Here is a 17,965-nt window from a genome sequence, read left to right as displayed (position 1 = left end):
AAGATCGGACCGGTCCAGACGCGACCGGCCCAGGGAAGTTCGGCGAGGGTTCAGCCCAGGCGGCGCGGGCGGCGCCTGCGTACGGGCTTGGGCGCCGGCTCGGCCGGCTGGTGCTCCCGCTGCTCCATGTAGGAGGCCCGGGTGTGCTCGGTGTGATCGCGCATGATCTTCGCGGCCGTGCGCTCGTCACCGGCCTCGATGGCGTCGATCAGCGCGGTGTGCTCGTCCCAGGACGCCATGCCGCGCTGGCGGGCCACCGGCGTGTGGTACCACCGCACCCGCCTGGCCACCTGGGCGGCCAGCTCGGCCAGGACCTTGTTGCCCGACAGGTCCGTGACCAGGGCGTGCAGCTCGGAGTTGGTCGCCACCGCGTCGTCGACGTCGTCGGACTGCACGGCGGCGATGCCGCGCGCGCACAGCGCGCGCAGCCGCCTGACGCCCTCCTCGCCCGCGTGCTGCGCGGCGAGCCTGGCGGACTCGGTCTCCAGCAGCGTGCGCACGGCGAGCAGCTGGTCGGCCTCCTCCACCGTCGGGACGTGCACGAACGCGCCCTGCCCCGGGTGGAGATCGACCCATCCCTCGCCGCTGAGCTGCTGCAACGCCTCGCGGACCGGCTGCCTGGAGACGCCGAGCAGCTCGGCCAGCTCACTTTCGACGAGATGCTGGCCTGGCTTGAGCTGGCTGGAGACGATGAGCTCTTGGATAGCCTCGATGACGCTCTCGCGGAGCGTCGTCGGACGGGGAATCTTGGCGGCCGCCGTCTGACCGGCCTGATCCGACAGCAACATGGGACACGTCTCCAGGACAAGTTAAGGTTTTTGGTCGACTGCCTACAGCATACCGTGGAGGGGTTCTCCATGGTCGTGAGACTCATCACAGGGGGATATAACGGGGGGATTTTAGGGGGAATTCACCGAAGACCCTCAGAGCGGGATGGTGACGGGCAGGCCGGGGATGCGCAGCCGGGGCGTGGCCAGGGCCGGCAGGGCCGCCAGCGCGGCGGCGGCCAGCAGGGCGGCACCGGGAGCGGTCAGCGCTACCAGGGCCAGCACGGCGGCCACCACTCCGGCCACGGCCTTGGCACTGTAGACCACCGCGTGGATCTCCGTGGCCCGCTCGGTGCCGAAGAGTTCGCGGACGAGACTGGCCAGCAGGGGATAGAACGCGCCACCGCCGAGCCCCGCCGCGACGGCCCCGAGCCACAGCAGCGGGCTGCCCGCGGACGTCGCCCCTTGCACTGACGCGTTCTGGACGGCCACGGCCAGCAGGATCTGGCCGAGCGCGAGCGCGGCGAAGACGGCGGCCAGCACGCGGCGGCGGCCGAACCGCTCCGACGCCCGCACCGCCACCGACCTGCCCGCGCCGTTCAGCGCCACGAGCAGGGCCAGCGCGCCCCACGCGCCCGTGCCCGCCACCACGATCACGTCGAACACCGACACCGCCCCCGCGCACGTCAGCAGCAGGGCCAGGGCCGGCAGTGTACGGGTGCGCACGGCCTGGGCCAGCCCGAACTGCTTGACCGCCTCGGGGCTGGTGCGCAGCCGGGCGGCGTCGAGGGCGTGGCTGCGCGGATCGACGTCGCCGGGCCACCAGCGGGCCGGCGGAAGCCGCAGGTGCCAGGCGGCCAGGCCGACGACGGCCGTGGCGAGCACGGCGCAGACCAGGAGGGCGGCGGACGTGGCGCCGGGGGCGATCCCGGTCCAGAGCAGCAGCGGCACGGCTCCGTAGCCGAAGGCGCCGGTGATCAGGCCGACCCGGGCGGCCGGGCGCTCGGGATACCAGGAGGAGACGACCTCCCCGCAGACCCCGTAGACGAGCCCGCCGCCGAGCCCGCCGAGCAGCGCGTACCCGATGAGTGCGGCCGGTCCGGGGGTGGTGAGGGCGGCCGTGGCCAGGCCGAGGCCGCTCAGCGCCGCGCCGGCTGCCAGGCACGCGCGGACGCCCAGGCGCCCGCGCCGCACGAGGTGGAGCGCGGGCAGGGCGCCGGCGGCCTGGCAGGCGATCCACACCGCCAGCAGGGTCAGCCCGCCGGCGTCGCGGGCGAGCAGGGCCGCGTAGCCGTACTGCAGGGGCGCGATGGCCGCCATGGCGGCCAGGGCCAGCCGGAACATGCGGGCACGGTCGGCCGGGACGGGTCCAGGGCAGTACGAACGCCCCCGCCAATCCTTAATTGCATTCTCCATACTGTATGGAATATCCCGCCGACCGACCGCTGTCGAGGCCCTAGACGAAGGATACTCCATACGGTATACCGTCTACAAAGGAGGCTCGAATGGACCTGTACGAGTACCAGGCGAAGGAGCTCTTCGGGCGTCACGGGATCCCCGTACCAGCCGGCGCGATCGCGACCACTCCGGCGCAGGCCGGCGAGATCGCGGCGGAGCTGGACGCGCCCGTGGTCATCAAAGCCCAGGTGAAGACCGGCGGACGGGGCAAGGCGGGCGGGATCAGACCGGCGGCGGGCCCGGCCGCGGCCGCCACGGAAGCCGATCGCGTCATCGGAATGGACATCAAGGGACACATCGCGCGCCGCGTGCTGGTGGAGGCCGCGACGGTCCCGTTCGAGGAGTACTACGCCGCCTTCCTGGTGGACCGGGCGGAGGGCACGTTCCTGGCCATGGTGTCGGCCCAGGGCGGCATGGAGATCGAGGAACTGGCCGCCACCGACCCCGACGCCATCGTGAGACTGCCGATCGACCCCGCGACGGGCGTGGACGCCGAAACCGCCAGGCTGCTGGCGGCCAAGGCGGGGCTGCCCGAGCAGGCGGCAGGGGTGCTGGAGCAGTTGTGGCGGGTGCTGGTCGAGGAGGACGCGCTGCTCGTCGAGGTCAACCCGCTGATCTGCACCACCGACCAGCGGATCGTGGCGCTCGACGGCAAGGTCACCCTGGACGACAACGCGGCCTTCCGGCACACCTGGCAGGACTACGAGGAGAGCACCGACAGCCTGGAGGACCGTGCCAAGGCGAAAGGGCTCAACTACGTCAAGCTGGACGGCACCGTCGGCGTCATCGGCAACGGCGCCGGGCTGGTCATGAGCACGCTCGACGTGGTCGCGGGCGCGGGCGCCGACCCCGCCAACTTCCTCGACATCGGCGGCGGCGCCTCGGCCAAGGTCATGGCCGACGGGCTGGAGATCATCCTGGCCGACCCCGACGTGCGCTCGGTGCTGGTCAACGTCTTCGGCGGCATCACGGCGTGCGACGCGGTGGCGAACGGCATCGTCACCGCGCTCGAACTCCTCGGCGAGCGCGGCCACGGCAGGCCCATCGTCGTACGGCTGGACGGCAACAACGCCGAGGTGGGCCGGCGCATCCTCAGTGACGCCCGGCACCCGGCGGTGCGCCAGGTCTCCACCATGGACGGCGCCGCCGAGACGGCGGCTCGACTCGCGGTAGGTGCGTAAATGGCGATTTTTCTGACCAAGGACAGCCGGGTGCTCGTCCAGGGCATGACCGGCGCGGAGGGCACCCGGCACACCGCCCGCATGCTCGCCGCCGGCACCGACATCGTGGCCGGGGTGACGCCGGGCAAGGGCGGCACCTCGGTGGACTTCGGTGAGCGGACGGTGCCGGTGTTCGGCTCGGTCGCGGCGGCGGTCGCGGAGACCGGGGCCGACGTGTCGGTGATCTTCGTGCCGCCCCGGTTCACCGCCGCGGCCGTGCAGGAGGCGGTCGAGGCCGAGGTGCCGCTCTGCGTGGTGATCACCGAGGGCGTGCCCGTGCACGACGCCGTGCGCTTCCGCGCCCTGGCGAACGGCGGCCGCACCCGGATCATCGGGCCCAACTGCCCCGGCCTGATCAGCCCCGGCCAGTCGTCGGCCGGCATCATCCCCGCCGACATCACCTCGGCCGGGCGGATCGGGCTGGTCTCGAAGTCGGGGACGCTGACGTACCAGCTCATGTACGAGCTGCGCGACCTCGGCTTCTCCACCGCCGTCGGCATCGGCGGCGACCCCGTCATCGGGACCACGCACATCGACTGCCTCCAGGCGTTCCAGGACGATCCCGGCACCGACGCCATCGTGATGATCGGCGAGATCGGCGGCGACGCCGAGGAGCGGGCCGCCGCCTACATCGCCGCGAACGTGACCAAGCCCGTGGTCGCCTACGTGGCCGGGTTCACCGCGCCCGAGGGCAAGACGATGGGGCACGCGGGCGCGATCGTGTCCGGCTCGTCCGGCACCGCCCAGGCCAAGAAGGAGGCGCTGGAGGCGGTCGGGGTCCGCGTCGGGCGCACCCCTTCGGAGACGGCCCGGCTGATGCGGTCCGAGCTGAACCGCGTGCCGCGCGGGACCGGGACGTGAGCGCGGTGCGTTTCGACGTCAACCTCTCCATCCTGCTGACCGGCCTGCCGCTGCTGGAACGTCCGGCGGCGGCGGCCAAGGCCGGGTTCGACGCGGTCGAGCTGTGGTGGCCGTTCGGCTCGCCCGATCCGGGCGCCGCCGAGCTGGGCGCACTCAGGAGCGCGATCGAGGAGGCCGGCGTGCGGCTGGCCGGGCTCAACTTCGACGCCGGGGACATGGCGGCGGGCGAGCGCGGCCTGCTGGCCAGGCCCGGCGGCTCGGCCCGCTTCCAGGCCAACATCGACGTCGCGGTCCGGCTCGCGGGGGAGCTGGGCTGCACGGTGCTCAACGCCCTGTACGGCAACGACCCCGGCACCGACAGGGACCTGGCCGTGGCGAACCTGCGCCGGGCGGCCGACGCGGCGGCGGGCATCGGCGCGACCGTGGTGGTCGAGGCCCTCAACTCCTACGAGAACCCGGACTATCCGATCACCTCGTCGCAGGCGGCGTTCGAGCTGATCGACCAGGTGGACCGGCCCAACGTGGCCTTCCTGGCCGACCTCTACCACCTGCACCGGATGGGCGAGGACGTGCTCGCGCTCATCGACGGGCACAGCGCGCGCTTCGGGCACGTGCAGATCGCCGACAACCCCGGGAGGGGACGGCCGGGGACCGGGGACATGCCGTACCCGGAGATCCTCGCCCGGCTGGAGGCGGCGGGCTACCGCGGCCACGTCGGCCTGGAGTACCGGCACGAGGGGCCGGACGCGTTCGACTGGAGGCAGGAATGAACATCGGGTTCGTCGGTTTGGGGATCATGGGCAGCCCGATGGCGGCCAACCTCCTCAAAGCCGGATATGTCGTGACCGGTTATGACGTGAGCGCCGCCCGCGTCGAACAACTGGCGGAGCTGGGCGGCAAGCCCGCCACCGGCGTCGTGGACGCGGTCGCGGGCGCCGACGTGGTGATCACCATGCTCCCCGACTCCCCCCAGGTCGAGGAAGTGGCGCCGCTCGTCGTCGAGTACGGCAAGCCCGACCTGCTGTACGTCGACATGAGCACCATCAGGCCCGAGACCTCCCGCCAGGTCGCCAGGCAGGCCAAGGCGGCCGGCGTACGGGCCCTGGACGCCCCCGTGAGCGGCGGCGAGCGCGGCGCCATCGACGGCACCCTGTCGATCATGGTCGGCGGCGAGGCCGAGGACGTCGAGGCCGCCAGGCCCGTCCTGGGCCGGCTCGGCACCACCGTCGTGCACGTCGGCCCGGCGGGCTCGGGCCAGACCGTCAAGGCGGCCAACCAGCTCGTCGTGGGCGGCATCTACGGCCTGGTGGCGGAGGCGATCGTGCTGCTCGAAGCATCGGGGGTGGACGCGGGGCCCGGCCTGGACGTGCTCGCCGGCGGCCTGGCCGGCTCCCGCATCCTCGACCTCAAGCGGCACACCATGCTCAAGCGGGAGTTCGCCCCAGGCTTCCGCATCGACCTGCACCACAAGGACATGGGCATCGCCGTCGCCGCCGCCCGCGAGGCCGGGGTCAGCCTGCCGCTCACCGGTCAGGTCGCCCAGCTCGTGGCCGCGGCCAGGGCCCAGGGCCACGGCTCGCTCGACCACTCCGCCCTGCTCAAGGTGATCGAAAGGCTGAACGGATGAAGAAGGTGCCCTGCATGGAGGCAGTGGTGTCGGTGCTGGAGTCGGAGGGCGTGGACACCGTCTTCGGCATCCCCGGCGCGGCCATCCTGCCGCTCTACGCCGCGCTCCAGCACAGCTCGATCCGGCACATCACCGTACGGCACGAGGAGGGCGGCACCCACGCGGCCGACGGCTGGGCCAGGGTCACGGGGAACGTCGGCGTCTGCATCGGCACCTCGGGCCCCGCGGGCACGAACATGATCACCGGCCTCTACACCGCGCTCGCCGACTCCATCCCGATGATCTGCATCACCGGCCAGGCCATGACCTCCAAGCTGCACCAGGAGGCGTTCCAGGCGGTCGACATCGTGGAGATCGCCCGGCCGGTGACCAAGTGGGCGGTGCAGCTCAAGGAGCCGGCTCAGGCGCCGTGGGTGTTCAGGGAGGCGTTCAGGCGGGCCCGCTCAGGTCGGCCGGGACCCGTGCTCATCGACCTGCCGATCGACGTCCAGCGAGGCCTGTGCCTGTACGACCCCGACGTGGACGCGCCGCTGCCCGTCGAGGTGCCGCAGCCCCTGCCCAGGGCGGTGAGCGCGGCCATGGACCTGCTGGAGGGGGCCAGGCGGCCGATCATCCTGGCCGGCGGCGGCGTGATCGGCGCCGAGGCGTGCGACGAGCTGCGCGCGCTGGCCGAGCACCTTCAGATCCCCGTGCAGGTGACGCTCATGGGCAAGGGCGCCTTCCCCGAGGACCACCCGCTCTTCGCCGGCATGGCCGGCATCCAGACGCAGACGCGGTGGGGCAACGCCGCGTTCCTGGAGAGCGATCTGGTGCTCGCCGTGGGCGCCAGGTTCGGCGACCGGCACACCGGCGACCTCGACGTCTACCGGCGCGGGCGCAAGTTCGTGCACGTGGACATCGACCCCCTGCAGATCGGCCGGGTCTTCCAGCCCGATCTCGGCGTCGTCGGCCACGCCAGGCCCGTGCTGGCCGCGCTGCGCGACGAGGCCCGGCGCAGGAGCGAGCCGCGCGACGCGGGCAAGTGGGTGCGCAAGGTCGGGGAGTTGCGCGGCACGCTGGGGCGAAGGGACGACTTCGACGACGTGCCGATCAAGCCGCCCAGGGTGTTCAAGGAGATCAACGACTACTTCCCGAGGGACACCACGTTCGTCACCGCGATCGGGCTCTACCAGATCTGGTCGGGCCAGTTCCAGACGACGTACCTGCCGCGCCGCTACCTGGTCTGCGGGCAGGCCGGGCCGCTGGGCTGGGAGGTGCCGGCCGCCATGGGGGTCAAGCTGGCTCATCCGGAACGGCAGGTCGTGGCGGTGGTCGGCGACTACTCCTTCCAGTTCCTGATGGAGGAGGTGGCGGTGGCGGCGCAGTACCGGATCCCGTTCGTCATCGTCATGATCAACAACGAGTATCTGGGGCTCATCAGGCAGGCGGAGCTTCCGTACGACATGAACTACGCCGTGGACCTGCACTACGGCGAGGGCGGCATCGACCACGTCAAGGCCATGGAGGCGTTCGGCTGCCCGGCGCGCCGGGTCGAACTGCCCGGCGACATCCGCGACGCGCTGGCCTGGGCGAGCGCGGAGGCGGCGCGCGAGCGGCTGCCCGTGCTGGTGGAGGTGATGGTGGAACGCGAGGCGAACGCCGCCATGGGCCCGTCCCTGGAGGCGATCAAGGAGTTCGAGCCGCTGCCCGAGCTCATCACCGCCGACTGGTCCGACTGAGGAGGGATGCACATGCGGCTCAAGCCGGGCACATCCTGGCGGGAGGCCTACGAGCAGTGCTGCTCGGTGGCTCCCGAGGCCTTCCACGACGAGCGGGTGCTGAACCACTGGGGCGGCATCTGGCACCGCGACGGGCGCCCGGTTCCGGCGTTCTCACCCCTGGACGGCACCGCCATCGCCGGCCTGCCCCGGCTGGACCGGGCGGGCGCGAGCCGCGCGGCGGCGGGCGCGGTCGAGGAGCACAACCGCTGGCGCTACCTGCCGCTCGCCGAGCGCAAGGCCATGGTGTCGGCGGCGGTGGAGTCCATGGCGGCGCACCGCGACCTGCTGGCCCTGCTGCTGGTCTGGGAGATCGGCAAGCCGTGGAAGACGGCCCGCGCCGACGTGGACCGCTGCCTGGACGGCGTGCGCTGGTACGTCGGCGAGATCGACCGCATGGTCGAGGGCCGGGTGCCGCTGCCCGGCCCAGTCAGCAACATCGCCAGCTGGAACTATCCGATGAGCGTGCTCATGCACGCCATGCTGATCCAGGCGCTGGCCGGCAACGCGGTGATCGCCAAGACGCCCACGGACGGCGGGCTGTGCTGCCTCACCCTGGCCAGCGCCCTGGCCGTCCGTGAGGGGCTGCCGTTCACGCTGGTGAGCGGGGGAGGGGCGGAGCTGTCGCCGGTGCTGGTGGCCGGGCGCTCGCTCGGGTGCGTCTCGTTTGTGGGCGGCAGGGACGCCGGGGCCAAGGTGGCCACCTCGCTGGCCGACCTCGGCCGCCGGCACGTGCTGGAGCAGGAGGGGCTCAACTGCTGGGGCGTGTGGGAGTACGGCGACTGGGACCTGCTCACGAGGCAGATCAGGGCGTCCTTCGACTACGCCAAGCAGCGCTGCACCGCCTACCCGCGCTTCGTCGTGCAGCGCTCGCTCTTCCCCGAGTTCCTGGCCGCCTACCTCCAGGCCGTGGGCTCGCTGCGCTTCGGGCATCCGCTGGCGGTGGCCGATCCGGACGACCCGCTGCCTGAGCTGGACTTCGGGCCGCTGGTCAACGCCTCGAAGGCCAAGGAACTGGCCGACCAGGTGGACGAGGCGGTGGCCAGGGGCGGCGTGCCGATCCATCGGGCGTCCCTGGAGTCCGGACACTTCCTCCCCGGTCAGGATATTTCCGCTTACTTTGCTCCGACGGCGCTGCTCAACCCGCCGCCCTCCTCACCCCTCCACCACGCCGAGCCGTTCGGCCCGGTCGACACGATCGTGCTGGTGGACACGGAGGCGGAGCTGCTGGCCGCGATGAACGCCAGTAACGGCGCACTGGTGGCCACCCTGTCCTGCGAGCGGGAGGAGACCTTCGCCCGGCTCGCGCCCGAGATCCGCGCGTTCAAGGTGGGCCACAACAGGCCGCGCTCGCGCGGGGACAGGGAGGAGCTCTTCGGCGGGCTCGGCGCGTCGTGGCGCGGCGCGTTCGTCGGCGGCGACCTGCTCGTCCGCGCCGCCACGAGCGGCGGGGACGGCGAGACGGAGCGCCTGCCGGGCAACTTCCCCCACTACACCCTGCTCCCGTGACCCGGGCTTATCGACGGGCAGGCTCAGAGACGGGCTGACGGGCTCAGAAGGCCCCGAAGCGGGTCGCCACGAGCAGGACGAGAAACGTCAGCATGGCGACCCGCAACAGCTTGCCGCCCACGCTCAGCGACGGCCACGACAGGTAGCCCAGCCACCCGATGAACGCGAGCACCGGCAGCACGGCCACGCCGCCCAGCGGATTGGCCACGGCGAACCCGACCAGCAGCAGGATCACCAGGAGAACCGGCGCCACCCACCGGGGCACCTGGGTGAACAGGAACGTCATCGGCACGGCGCTGCGCCGCTCCACCGCCGCGCGCAGGCCGGTCGCGCCGGGCGTGAAGAACTGCTCGCCCTGCGGGATGGGACGCTTGCCGCCGCGCTTGTTCTGAGGGGCCACGTCCAGAGCCTACGGGAGATGGGGCGCCAGGGGGGATGAGCGCCTTTAGGCTGGTCGGGTGCTCGCCGTGATCCGATACACCGTCCCAGAGTCCCAGTCGCAGGACTTCGTCAAGCAGGGCCACACGATTCTCGACGCGTTCGCCACCCAGCCGGGCTACCAGCGGGGCAGGCTGGCCCGCTCGGTGGACGAGCCCAATCTGTGGGCGCTGGTGTCGGAATGGGAGGGCGCGGGGTTCTACCGAAGAGCGCTTTCCGCGTCCAGGATGGTGATGTATCCGCTGATGATCCTCATGGTCCACGAACCCAGCGCATACGAGGACGTCTACCTCCGCGACGGGGCATAGCCCTAGTCGCGCGCGAGAGCGGCGCCCGTCCCCTAAGCTGGGATCTCACCGATTTCACTCGCCGACCTCCAGCCGGAAAGAGAACCAACCAAATGGCACGACGCACCGACGTCATGGACACCATCGTCAGCCTCGCCAAACGCCGCGGGCTCGTTTACCCGTCGAGCGAGATCTACGGCGGACTGCGCGCGTCGTGGGACTACGGTCCTCTGGGCGTCGAGCTGAAGAACAACGTCAAGCGGCAGTGGTGGCTGTCGATGGTCCAGTCGCGCGACGACGTGGTGGGCCTCGACTCCTGCGTCATCCTGGCCCCCGAGGTGTGGCGGGCCAGCGGCCACGTCGACACCTTCACCGACCCGCTGACGGAGTGCCTGTCCTGCCACAAGCGCTTCCGCGCCGATCACCTCATCGAGGCCTACGAGGAGAAGAACGGCAAGGAGCCCGAGGGCGGCCTGGCCGGCATCACCTGCCCCAACTGCGGCAACAAGGGCACCTTCACCGAGCCCCGGCAGTTCAGCGGCCTGCTCAAGACCTACCTCGGCCCGGTCGAGGACGAGTCGGGCCTGGCCTACCTGCGGCCCGAGACCGCGCAGGGCATCTTCATCAACTACCTCAACGTGCAGCAGTCGGCGCGCAGGAAGATCCCGTTCGGCATCGGCCAGATCGGCAAGTCGTTCCGCAACGAGATCACGCCGGGCAACTTCATCTTCCGCACCCGCGAGTTCGAGCAGATGGAGATGGAGTTCTTCGTCAAGCCGGGCAGCGACGAGGAGTGGCACCAGTACTGGATCGACGAGCGCTTCCGCTGGTACTCCGACCTGGGCATCAACAAGGACAACCTGCGCCTTTACGAGCACCCCAAGGAGAAGCTCTCCCACTACTCCAAGCGCACGGTCGACGTCGAGTACCGCTTCAACTTCACCGGCTCTGAGTGGGGCGAGCTCGAGGGCATCGCCAACCGCACCGACTTCGACCTGACCGCCCACTCCAAGGCGTCGGGCACCGACCTCAGCTTCTTCGAGCAGGACACGGGAGAGCGTTACGTCCCCTACGTCATCGAGCCGGCTGCCGGTGTCGACCGCGCCACGCTGACGTTCCTGCTCGACGCCTACAGCGAGGACGAGGCGCCCAACGCCAAGGGCGTGCTGGAGAAGCGCACGGTCATGCGGCTCGACCACCGGCTCGCGCCGGTCAAGGCCGCGGTGCTGCCGCTGTCGCGCAACGCCGACCTGTCGCCCAAGGCCCGCGACCTGGCCACGCAGCTGCGTCGCCGGTGGAACGTGGAGTTCGACGACGCGGGCGCGATCGGCCGCCGCTACCGCCGCCAGGACGAGATCGGCACGCCGTTCTGCATCACGGTCGACTTCGACACCCTTGAGGACCACGCGGTGACCATCCGCGAGCGTGACTCGATGGCCCAGGAGCGCATCTCCATCGACGGTGTGGACGCCTACCTCCGCCAGCACCTCAACGACTGATCCACGCTTGACCTGACGGGCCGCCCGCCGACTTCTCGGCGGGCGGCCCGTCGGCGTGTGCGCCGCGTTCCGGTCGCGCTGTCCGTCCGGGCGAGTGTGCTGCGGGCCAAGTCGTCAAATGTTTGACCGGATGTGGCCGTCATGATTGACAAGCCCCCGGCATACGCGGACATTGCGGGCATCCTTAGCGGCAATTCGGGGGCTGACTCTTCGGAGGCGCGATGAAGCGCGCACTGATCATGTTCGCCGGCATGCTCCTGTTACTCGGCTCGTTCACCATCCCGCCCGCCTCGGCGGTGCCGAAACCACCCCAGAGCGGGCCCGACGGCGTCTTCGTCTACAGCGGTGAGCTCACCGCCGACCAGCTCGCCAAGCTGGTCGCCGCGGGCGTGGACCGCGAGGAGATGCGGATCGTCAAACGGGCGGGCGGCAAGGTCACCGTCGAGGTGATCCTGGCCTCCGCGCTGGCCGACTCCCTCGCCGGCCAGGGCGTCACCCTCCGCGCCCAGAACACCGCCGCCCGCCGGTCACTCCAGGCGGACGGGGTCTTCAAGCGGTACGCGGGCGCCGGAGGCATCCGCGAAGAGATCGTCGCGGCGGCGAACGCCAAGCCGGGCATCGCCAAGGTCGTCGAGCTCGGCAACAGCCTCAACGGCACGCCGATCACCGCGATCAAGGTGACCAAGAACGCCAGGACCCTGGGCGACGGCAAGCGCCCGGCCATGCTGTACTCGGCCGCGCAGCACGCCCGCGAGTGGATCACGCCCGAGATGGTGCGGCGCCTGCTGCACCACTTCCTCAACGGCTACGGCGCCGACGCCGAGCTGACCAAGCTGATCAACACCACCGAGCTGTGGTTCCTGCCGGTCGCCAACCCCGACGGCTACGACCACACCTTCACCCCCGACAACCGCCTGTGGCGCAAGAACCTGCGCGACAACGACGGCGACGGGCAGCTCACCAGCAACGACGGCGTGGACCTCAACCGCAACTTCTCCTACAAGTGGCGCTACGACGACGAGGGCTCCTCCAGCCTCGCCTCCAGCCAGACCTACCGCGGTGCCGCCGCCCAGTCGGAGCCGGAGACCGTGGCGCTGGACAACCTGGCCAAGCGGGTGCGGTTCACGTACCTGCTGAACTACCACTCGGCCGCCATGCTGCTCCTGTACGGGGTCGGCTGGCAGCAGGCCACCCCGTCGCCCGACGACCTGATCTTCGAGGCCCTGCTGGGCGACGACGCCAACCCCGCCGTCCAGGGCTACGACCCCGACATCGGCGCCGAGCTCTACACCACCAACGGCGAGCTCGACGGGCACATGACGAACGTACGGAAGATCATGTCCATCACGCCCGAGATGTCCACGTGTGAGGACGCCGTCGAGCGCGACCCGAACGACGAGTGGACGCTGGCGGACTGCGCGGGCGGCCTCGGCTTCACCTTCCCCGACAGCGAGGCGCTCATCCAGGACGAGTTCCTGCGCAACGTGCCGTTGGCACTGGCCGCGGCCAAGTCCGTGCACACGCCGGACAAGCCGGTCTCCGTGGTCGGGCGCACCGTGCCCGACTTCCAGCCCGACTCCTTCTCCGTCTCATACGGCGACCCGCAGCCGGTGGCGGTCACCGCCCGCCGGTCCCTGCGCGACAAGGTGCTGCGCTACCGCATCAACGGCGGCCCCGCGCGGGTCAAGCCGCTGAGTGAGTGGAAGGGCGGCGAGCGCTACGGCGACGAGAACGACCTCTACTTCGCCGAGTACCGCGCCACCGTGACCGGCGCGCGACCGGGTGACCGGGTCGAGGTCTGGTTCCAGGGCGTCAAGCCCGGCGCCGGCGTCGTCTCCAGCGAGCACTTCACCTACCGGCTGGCCACGGACTCGCGAGCCAAGGTGCTGGTGCTGGCCAACGAGGACTACACCGGCTTCAACCCGGACTATCCGGACAGCGTCACGGCGCCCAAGTACGCCACCCGGTACAAGCAGGCCCTCCAGGCCGCCGGGTACTCCTCAGAGACGTGGGACGTGGACGCCCAGGGCGTGCCGCACCACCTCGGCGTGCTGTCGCACTTCAAGGGCCTGGTGTGGGAGCTGGGCGACAACCGGCTGTCCATGGACCAGCAGGACGTGGTCACCGTGACCCCGCTCGGCAACCTGCCGGACGCCGACGTCAAGCGTTCGCAGCAGGACCTGACCATCGCCGTCCGCGACTACCTGAACGAGGGCGGCAAGCTCCTCTACACCGGCGAGACCGCCGCGTACTACGGCATTCTCGACACCATCGTCGGCGGCATCTACTACGGCATCGACGGCAACCCCGACGGCGACTGCGTGGTCACCACCATCCAGGGGCTGTTCGACGAGTGCCTGCTGCTGGCCGACGACTTCACCCAGTACTACATGGGCCTGGCCGGCCGGCTGCCGCGGGCCAACCCCAGCGGCTTCACCGGCACCGGCCCGCTGGCCGGGACCAGTGGCACGTTCGGCGGCCCCGCCACGGTGGACAACCCGGTGGACGAGGCGGGTGTGCTGTTCCCCATGGGCACGGACTTCCCGAGGTTCACCGGCACCCCGGCCGCCGACTACGCGCTCGGCGCCCCGGGACCGTTCGACCCCGTCGAAGGCGCCTGGTACATGGCCGGGCCGCACGCCGACGACTCGTACATGCGGCTGACCAGGACGATCGACCTGGGCTCCGTGACGGCGGCGCAGCAGCCGCGGCTGGCCTTCCAGCTCTCCTTCGACACCGAGCCCGGCTACGACAACGTCATCGTCGAGGCCCACACGGTCGGCCAGGAGAACTGGACCACGCTGCCCGACCTCAACGGCGGCACCGACACCGGCGTCCCGTCCGAGTGCGAGGCCGACTTCTACCTGGACGAGCACCCGTGGCTGGAGCACTACCTGACCCGCGGCAACCCCTGTCAGCCGACGGGGAGCAGCGGATCGTGGAACCGGTTCACCGGCGACTCGGGCGGCTGGCAGCAGGTGGCGTTCGACCTGTCCGCCTACGCCGGGCAGCAGGTCGAGGTGTCGATCAGCTACGTGACCGACCCCGCCACCGGCGGCGTCGGCGCGTTCGTGGACGACACCCGGCTCACCACGACCGGCGGCACCACCCAGGCCGAGGGCTTCGAGACCGGGCTCGGCGCCTGGGCGACCCCCGGACCTCCGGCGGGCAGCCCGACCGGCGGCGGCGACTTCGTCCGCGCCTCCGCCGACCGGACGGCGGCCGTGACCACCAAGGACACGGTGCTGCTCGGCTTCGGGCTGGAGCAGCTCGGCAGCGACGCGGCGCGTAGTGCGTCACTGCGGAAGATCCTGCGGTACCTGATCGGCTGAGCGGCCGCGTTGCCGAACGGCTGATCGGCTGAGCACCACACGGAACGGCCACCTCCGCTCAGGGGGTGGCCGTTTCGTGCGGTGAGAGACCGAAAGATCGTGTAAAGGCGGCGGTTACGCGGGTTTTCGCGGTCTCTTGATGACATTCGTCGTAAGCCGATACGAGGGACGAGGAATCCAATGCGTACATCACGTTTCGCTCTGGTGGTTCTCGCGGCCGTCGCGTTGCTCATGACGTCGTTCACGACGGGGAGCGCCGCGTTCGCCGATCCGGAGCCGACCGCTCTGGAGCTGCGGGTCGTCATGGACGACTGCCACTACGGAAGCCTGCGGCCATGACGGACCAGGCGCTGCTCGAACGGGCCCTGTTCGAGGTCAAGCGGGTGATCGTGGGCCAGGACCACATGGTCGAGCGGCTGCTCGTCGCGGTGCTGGCCAAGGGGCACTGCCTGCTCGAAGGGGTTCCCGGGATCGCGAAGACCCTGGCCGCCGAGACCATGGCCACCGTGGTCGGGGGGACGTTCGCCCGCATCCAGTTCACGCCGGACCTGGTGCCGTCCGACATCATCGGCACCCGGATCTACCGGCCCTCCACCGAGTCGTTCGACGTCGAGCTCGGCCCGGTCATGGTCAACCTGGTGCTCGCCGACGAGATCAACCGGGCGCCCGCGAAGGTGCAGTCCGCGCTGCTGGAGATCATGGCCGAGCACCAGGTCAGCATCGGCGGGGTCACGCACCGGGTGCCCGATCCGTTCCTGGTGCTGGCCACCCAGAACCCGATCGAGTCGGAGGGCGTCTACCACCTGCCCGAGGCACAGCGGGACCGCTTCCTCATGAAGATCGACGTGGACCATCCCAGCGAGTCGGAGGAGCTGGCGATCGTCTACCGCATGAGCGTGGACCCGCCCGTGCCCCAGAACATCCTCGGCCCGGCGCAGGTCGTCGCGTTGCAGCGCCGGGCCGAGGAGGTCTTCGTGCACCACGCGGTCGCCGAGTACGCCGTCCGCCTCGTCTACGCCACCCGCGACCCCGGCCGCTACGGCGTGCAGGACGTGGACCGGCTGCTGGCCTTCGGGGCGAGCCCCAGGGCCACACTCGGCCTCCTCGCGGCCGGGCGGGCGCTGGCGCTCATGCGCGGGCGCGAGTACGTGCTGCCCGAGGACGTACGCGACCTCGCCCACGACGTCATGGCACACCGGCTCGTGCTCTCCTTCGACGCCCTGGCCGACGGGGTCATGCCCCGGCAGATCGTGGACCGCGTGCTCGCGGCCGTGCCGATGCCGGTCATCGCCCCGCAGCAGGAGGCCGTGGCATGAGGCCGTACCTGATGGCCGAGCCCGCGCTGCGCCGGCTCGAACTGACGATCACCAGGAGACTCGATGGACTTCTCCAGGGCGAACATCTCGGCCTGGTGCCAGGTCCGGGCAGCGAGCCGGCCGAGTCGCGGCCCTACCAGCCGGGCGACGACGTGCGGCGGATGGACTGGAACGTCACCGCCCGCACGAACGAACCGCACGTCAGGGACCTGGTCGCCGACCGGGAACTGGAGATCTGGGCCCTGCTCGACGCCACCGCCAGCATGGACTTCGGCACCGTGGCGATGGAGAAGCGGGAGCTGGCCCTGTCGGCCCTGGCCGCGATCGGCTTCCTCATCCAGCGGACCGGCAACAGGATCGGCGTCCACCTGCTGCACGGCGGCGGCGTCAAGGCGCTGCCCGCCAGGACGGGCCGGCCGCACCTGATGGCGCTGCTCCAGGCGGCCTTCGCGCTGCCGCGCACCCAGCCGGGGGTGAGCGAGCCGCTGATCGGCGTGGCGGCCGACCAGCTCGGCCGGACGGCACGCCGGCGCGGCCTGGTCGTCGTCGTCTCGGACTTCCTCGACCCGCCGCCGACGTGGGAGCAGCCGCTGCGCGCGCTCGCCGCCCGGCACCAGCTGCTGGCCGTGGAGGTGGTCGATCCGCGTGAGCTGAGCCTGCCCGACGTGGGGATCCTGACGCTCGTCGACCCGGAGACGGGACGGCGGCGCGAGGTCGCCACCGGCAGCGCGCGGCTGCGGCGCAGGTACGCCGAGGCGGCGGCCGGGCAGCGCGACGCCGTCACCCAGGGACTGCGCCGGGCCGGGGCCGCCCACCTGCGGCTGCGTACGGACCGGGACTGGGTGCGCGACCTGGTCAGGCACGTCATGCGCCAGCGGCGCCTCGCCGCGCTGGCGACGGGGCCGACCCGGCAGGGGCGGCCGCCGGAGGGCGGAGGTGACGCCGCGTGAGCCTCCTCGCGCCCCTGTGGCTGCTGCTGCTCGTCCCCGTGGCCCTGCTGGCGGTGACGTACGTGGTCATGGCGCTGCGGAGCAGGACCTCCTACGCTGTCCGCTTCACCAACCTCGACCTGCTGGACAAGGTCGCGCCGCGGCGGCCCGGCTGGCGCAGGCACGTCCCCGCGGCGGCGCTGCTGCTCATGTTCGCCCTGCTCGTGGTGGGCTTCGCCCGGCCGACGGCCGAGGTGCGGGTGCCGCGCGAACGGGCGACGATCATGGTGGCGTTCGACGTCTCGGCCTCCATGGGGGCGACCGACGTCTTGCCCAACCGGTTCGAGGCGGCCAAGCAGGCGGCCAGGCAGTTCGTCCAGGGCCTGCCGGAGCGGTTCAACCTGGGCCTGGTGTCGTTCTCGGCGTCGGCCTCGGTCGCCGTGCCGCCCACCACGGACCGGCGTACGGTGCTGAGCGCGCTCGACCGGCTCAGCACCGGCTCCGGCACCGCCATCGGCGAGGCCGTCTTCTCCTCTCTCGACGCCATCGCCGCACTCGACTCGGAGGAGGAGGCGCCTCCCGCGCACATCGTGCTGCTGTCCGACGGCTCCAACACCACCGGCCGCACGGTGCCCGACGCGGCGGCGCAGGCGTCCTCGCGGGGCGTCCCCGTCACGACCATCGCCTACGGAACGGCGGACGGCACCATCAGCCTGGGCGGACAGGAGGTGCCGGTGCCGGTGGACGGGCCCGCGCTGCGCGGCCTGGCCGACGCGGCCGGCGGCGGCTTCTACGAGGCGGCCAGCGGCGACGAGTTGCAGGCGGTCTATGAGGACATCGGCACGTCGGTCGGGTATCGGATCGAGCGTCAGGAGGTCTGGCAGTGGTTCGTCGGAGCGGGGCTGATCTTCGCGCTCATCGCGGCGATGACGTCGATGTTGTGGTTCTCGAGGCTGCCGTGAGAG

Annotated in this window: 16 protein-coding genes; 13 read left to right on the top strand and 3 right to left on the bottom strand. The window is 71.2% G+C overall.

The features are described from left to right. Window positions 1-50: 50 nt before the first annotated feature. Complete coding sequence (locus AB0C27_RS03065; protein WP_357836943.1) at window positions 51-788, bottom strand: GntR family transcriptional regulator; 738 nt, start codon at window positions 786-788, stop codon at window positions 51-53. A 135-nt stretch (window positions 789-923) separates the two neighbouring features. After that, window positions 924-2,111, bottom strand: coding sequence for an MFS transporter (locus AB0C27_RS03060; protein WP_357836940.1), 1,188 nt, complete (start codon window positions 2,109-2,111; stop codon window positions 924-926). Window positions 2,112-2,272: 161 nt separating this feature from the next. Between AB0C27_RS03060 and sucC the strand changes: the two genes are divergently transcribed. The 6 genes from sucC to AB0C27_RS03030 are packed head-to-tail and all read left to right on the top strand — an operon-like array spanning window position 2,273 to window position 9,199. Beyond that, window positions 2,273-3,406 (top strand): ADP-forming succinate--CoA ligase subunit beta, encoded by a 1,134-nt coding sequence (sucC, locus tag AB0C27_RS03055; RefSeq protein ID WP_357836937.1) that lies wholly within the window; start codon window positions 2,273-2,275, stop codon window positions 3,404-3,406. Further along, window positions 3,407-4,306 (top strand): succinate--CoA ligase subunit alpha, encoded by a 900-nt coding sequence (gene sucD, locus AB0C27_RS03050; RefSeq protein ID WP_346106285.1) that lies wholly within the window; start codon window positions 3,407-3,409, stop codon window positions 4,304-4,306. Further along, window positions 4,303-5,076: a TIM barrel protein gene (locus AB0C27_RS03045; protein ID WP_357836933.1), complete on the top strand. Its 774-nt coding sequence runs from the start codon at window positions 4,303-4,305 to the stop codon at window positions 5,074-5,076. The genes sucD and AB0C27_RS03045 overlap by 4 nt, the downstream gene beginning before the upstream one ends. Continuing rightward, window positions 5,073-5,933 (top strand): NAD(P)-dependent oxidoreductase, encoded by an 861-nt coding sequence (locus AB0C27_RS03040; RefSeq protein WP_357836931.1) that lies wholly within the window; start codon window positions 5,073-5,075, stop codon window positions 5,931-5,933. The genes AB0C27_RS03045 and AB0C27_RS03040 overlap by 4 nt, the downstream gene beginning before the upstream one ends. Further along, window positions 5,930-7,651 (top strand): glyoxylate carboligase, encoded by a 1,722-nt coding sequence (gcl, locus tag AB0C27_RS03035; protein ID WP_357836928.1) that lies wholly within the window; start codon window positions 5,930-5,932, stop codon window positions 7,649-7,651. The genes AB0C27_RS03040 and gcl overlap by 4 nt, the downstream gene beginning before the upstream one ends. A gap of 6 nt (window positions 7,652-7,657) precedes the next feature. Next, window positions 7,658-9,199, top strand: a complete 1,542-nt coding sequence (locus AB0C27_RS03030; protein WP_357836925.1) for an aldehyde dehydrogenase family protein — start codon at window positions 7,658-7,660, stop codon at window positions 9,197-9,199. A 43-nt stretch (window positions 9,200-9,242) separates the two neighbouring features. Here the strand turns inward: AB0C27_RS03030 and AB0C27_RS03025 are convergent, their stop codons facing one another. Then, entirely contained in the window at window positions 9,243-9,599 is a 357-nt protein-coding gene (locus tag AB0C27_RS03025; protein WP_357836922.1) for a DUF6703 family protein, read from the bottom strand. 58 nt (window positions 9,600-9,657) lie between these two features. Here AB0C27_RS03025 and AB0C27_RS03020 point away from each other — a divergent pair, with 58 nt between their 5' ends. From AB0C27_RS03020 to AB0C27_RS02990, 7 genes are all read left to right on the top strand, one after another. Beyond that, the gene (locus tag AB0C27_RS03020) at window positions 9,658-9,945 is read left to right on the top strand and encodes an antibiotic biosynthesis monooxygenase (protein WP_357836919.1); all 288 of its coding nucleotides are present in this window, start codon (window positions 9,658-9,660) and stop codon (window positions 9,943-9,945) included. Between the two features lie 92 nt (window positions 9,946-10,037). Next, complete coding sequence (locus AB0C27_RS03015) at window positions 10,038-11,423, top strand: glycine--tRNA ligase (RefSeq protein WP_346106273.1); 1,386 nt, start codon at window positions 10,038-10,040, stop codon at window positions 11,421-11,423. 221 nt (window positions 11,424-11,644) lie between these two features. Beyond that, window positions 11,645-14,755, top strand: coding sequence for a M14 family zinc carboxypeptidase (locus AB0C27_RS03010; protein ID WP_357836916.1), 3,111 nt, complete (start codon window positions 11,645-11,647; stop codon window positions 14,753-14,755). A 180-nt stretch (window positions 14,756-14,935) separates the two neighbouring features. Then, window positions 14,936-15,094, top strand: a complete 159-nt coding sequence (locus AB0C27_RS03005) for a hypothetical protein (protein WP_346106269.1) — start codon at window positions 14,936-14,938, stop codon at window positions 15,092-15,094. After that, window positions 15,091-16,071, top strand: coding sequence for an AAA family ATPase (locus AB0C27_RS03000; RefSeq protein WP_346106267.1), 981 nt, complete (start codon window positions 15,091-15,093; stop codon window positions 16,069-16,071). The genes AB0C27_RS03005 and AB0C27_RS03000 overlap by 4 nt, the downstream gene beginning before the upstream one ends. Next, the gene (locus tag AB0C27_RS02995) at window positions 16,068-17,021 is read left to right on the top strand and encodes a DUF58 domain-containing protein (RefSeq protein WP_357836912.1); all 954 of its coding nucleotides are present in this window, start codon (window positions 16,068-16,070) and stop codon (window positions 17,019-17,021) included. The genes AB0C27_RS03000 and AB0C27_RS02995 overlap by 4 nt, the downstream gene beginning before the upstream one ends. Then, on the top strand, window positions 17,018-17,962 hold the full coding sequence (locus AB0C27_RS02990) for a VWA domain-containing protein (RefSeq protein WP_357836909.1): 945 nt from the start codon (window positions 17,018-17,020) through the stop codon (window positions 17,960-17,962). The genes AB0C27_RS02995 and AB0C27_RS02990 overlap by 4 nt, the downstream gene beginning before the upstream one ends. Window positions 17,963-17,965 lie beyond the last annotated feature (3 nt).

Origin of the sequence: Nonomuraea sp. NPDC048882, from assembly GCF_040649755.1 — a bacterium.
GTDB classification, from domain to species: domain Bacteria; phylum Actinomycetota; class Actinomycetes; order Streptosporangiales; family Streptosporangiaceae; genus Nonomuraea; species Nonomuraea maheshkhaliensis.
The sequence above is the reverse complement of the archived record's forward strand: the minus strand, read 5'-3'. Positions and strand labels throughout refer to the sequence as shown.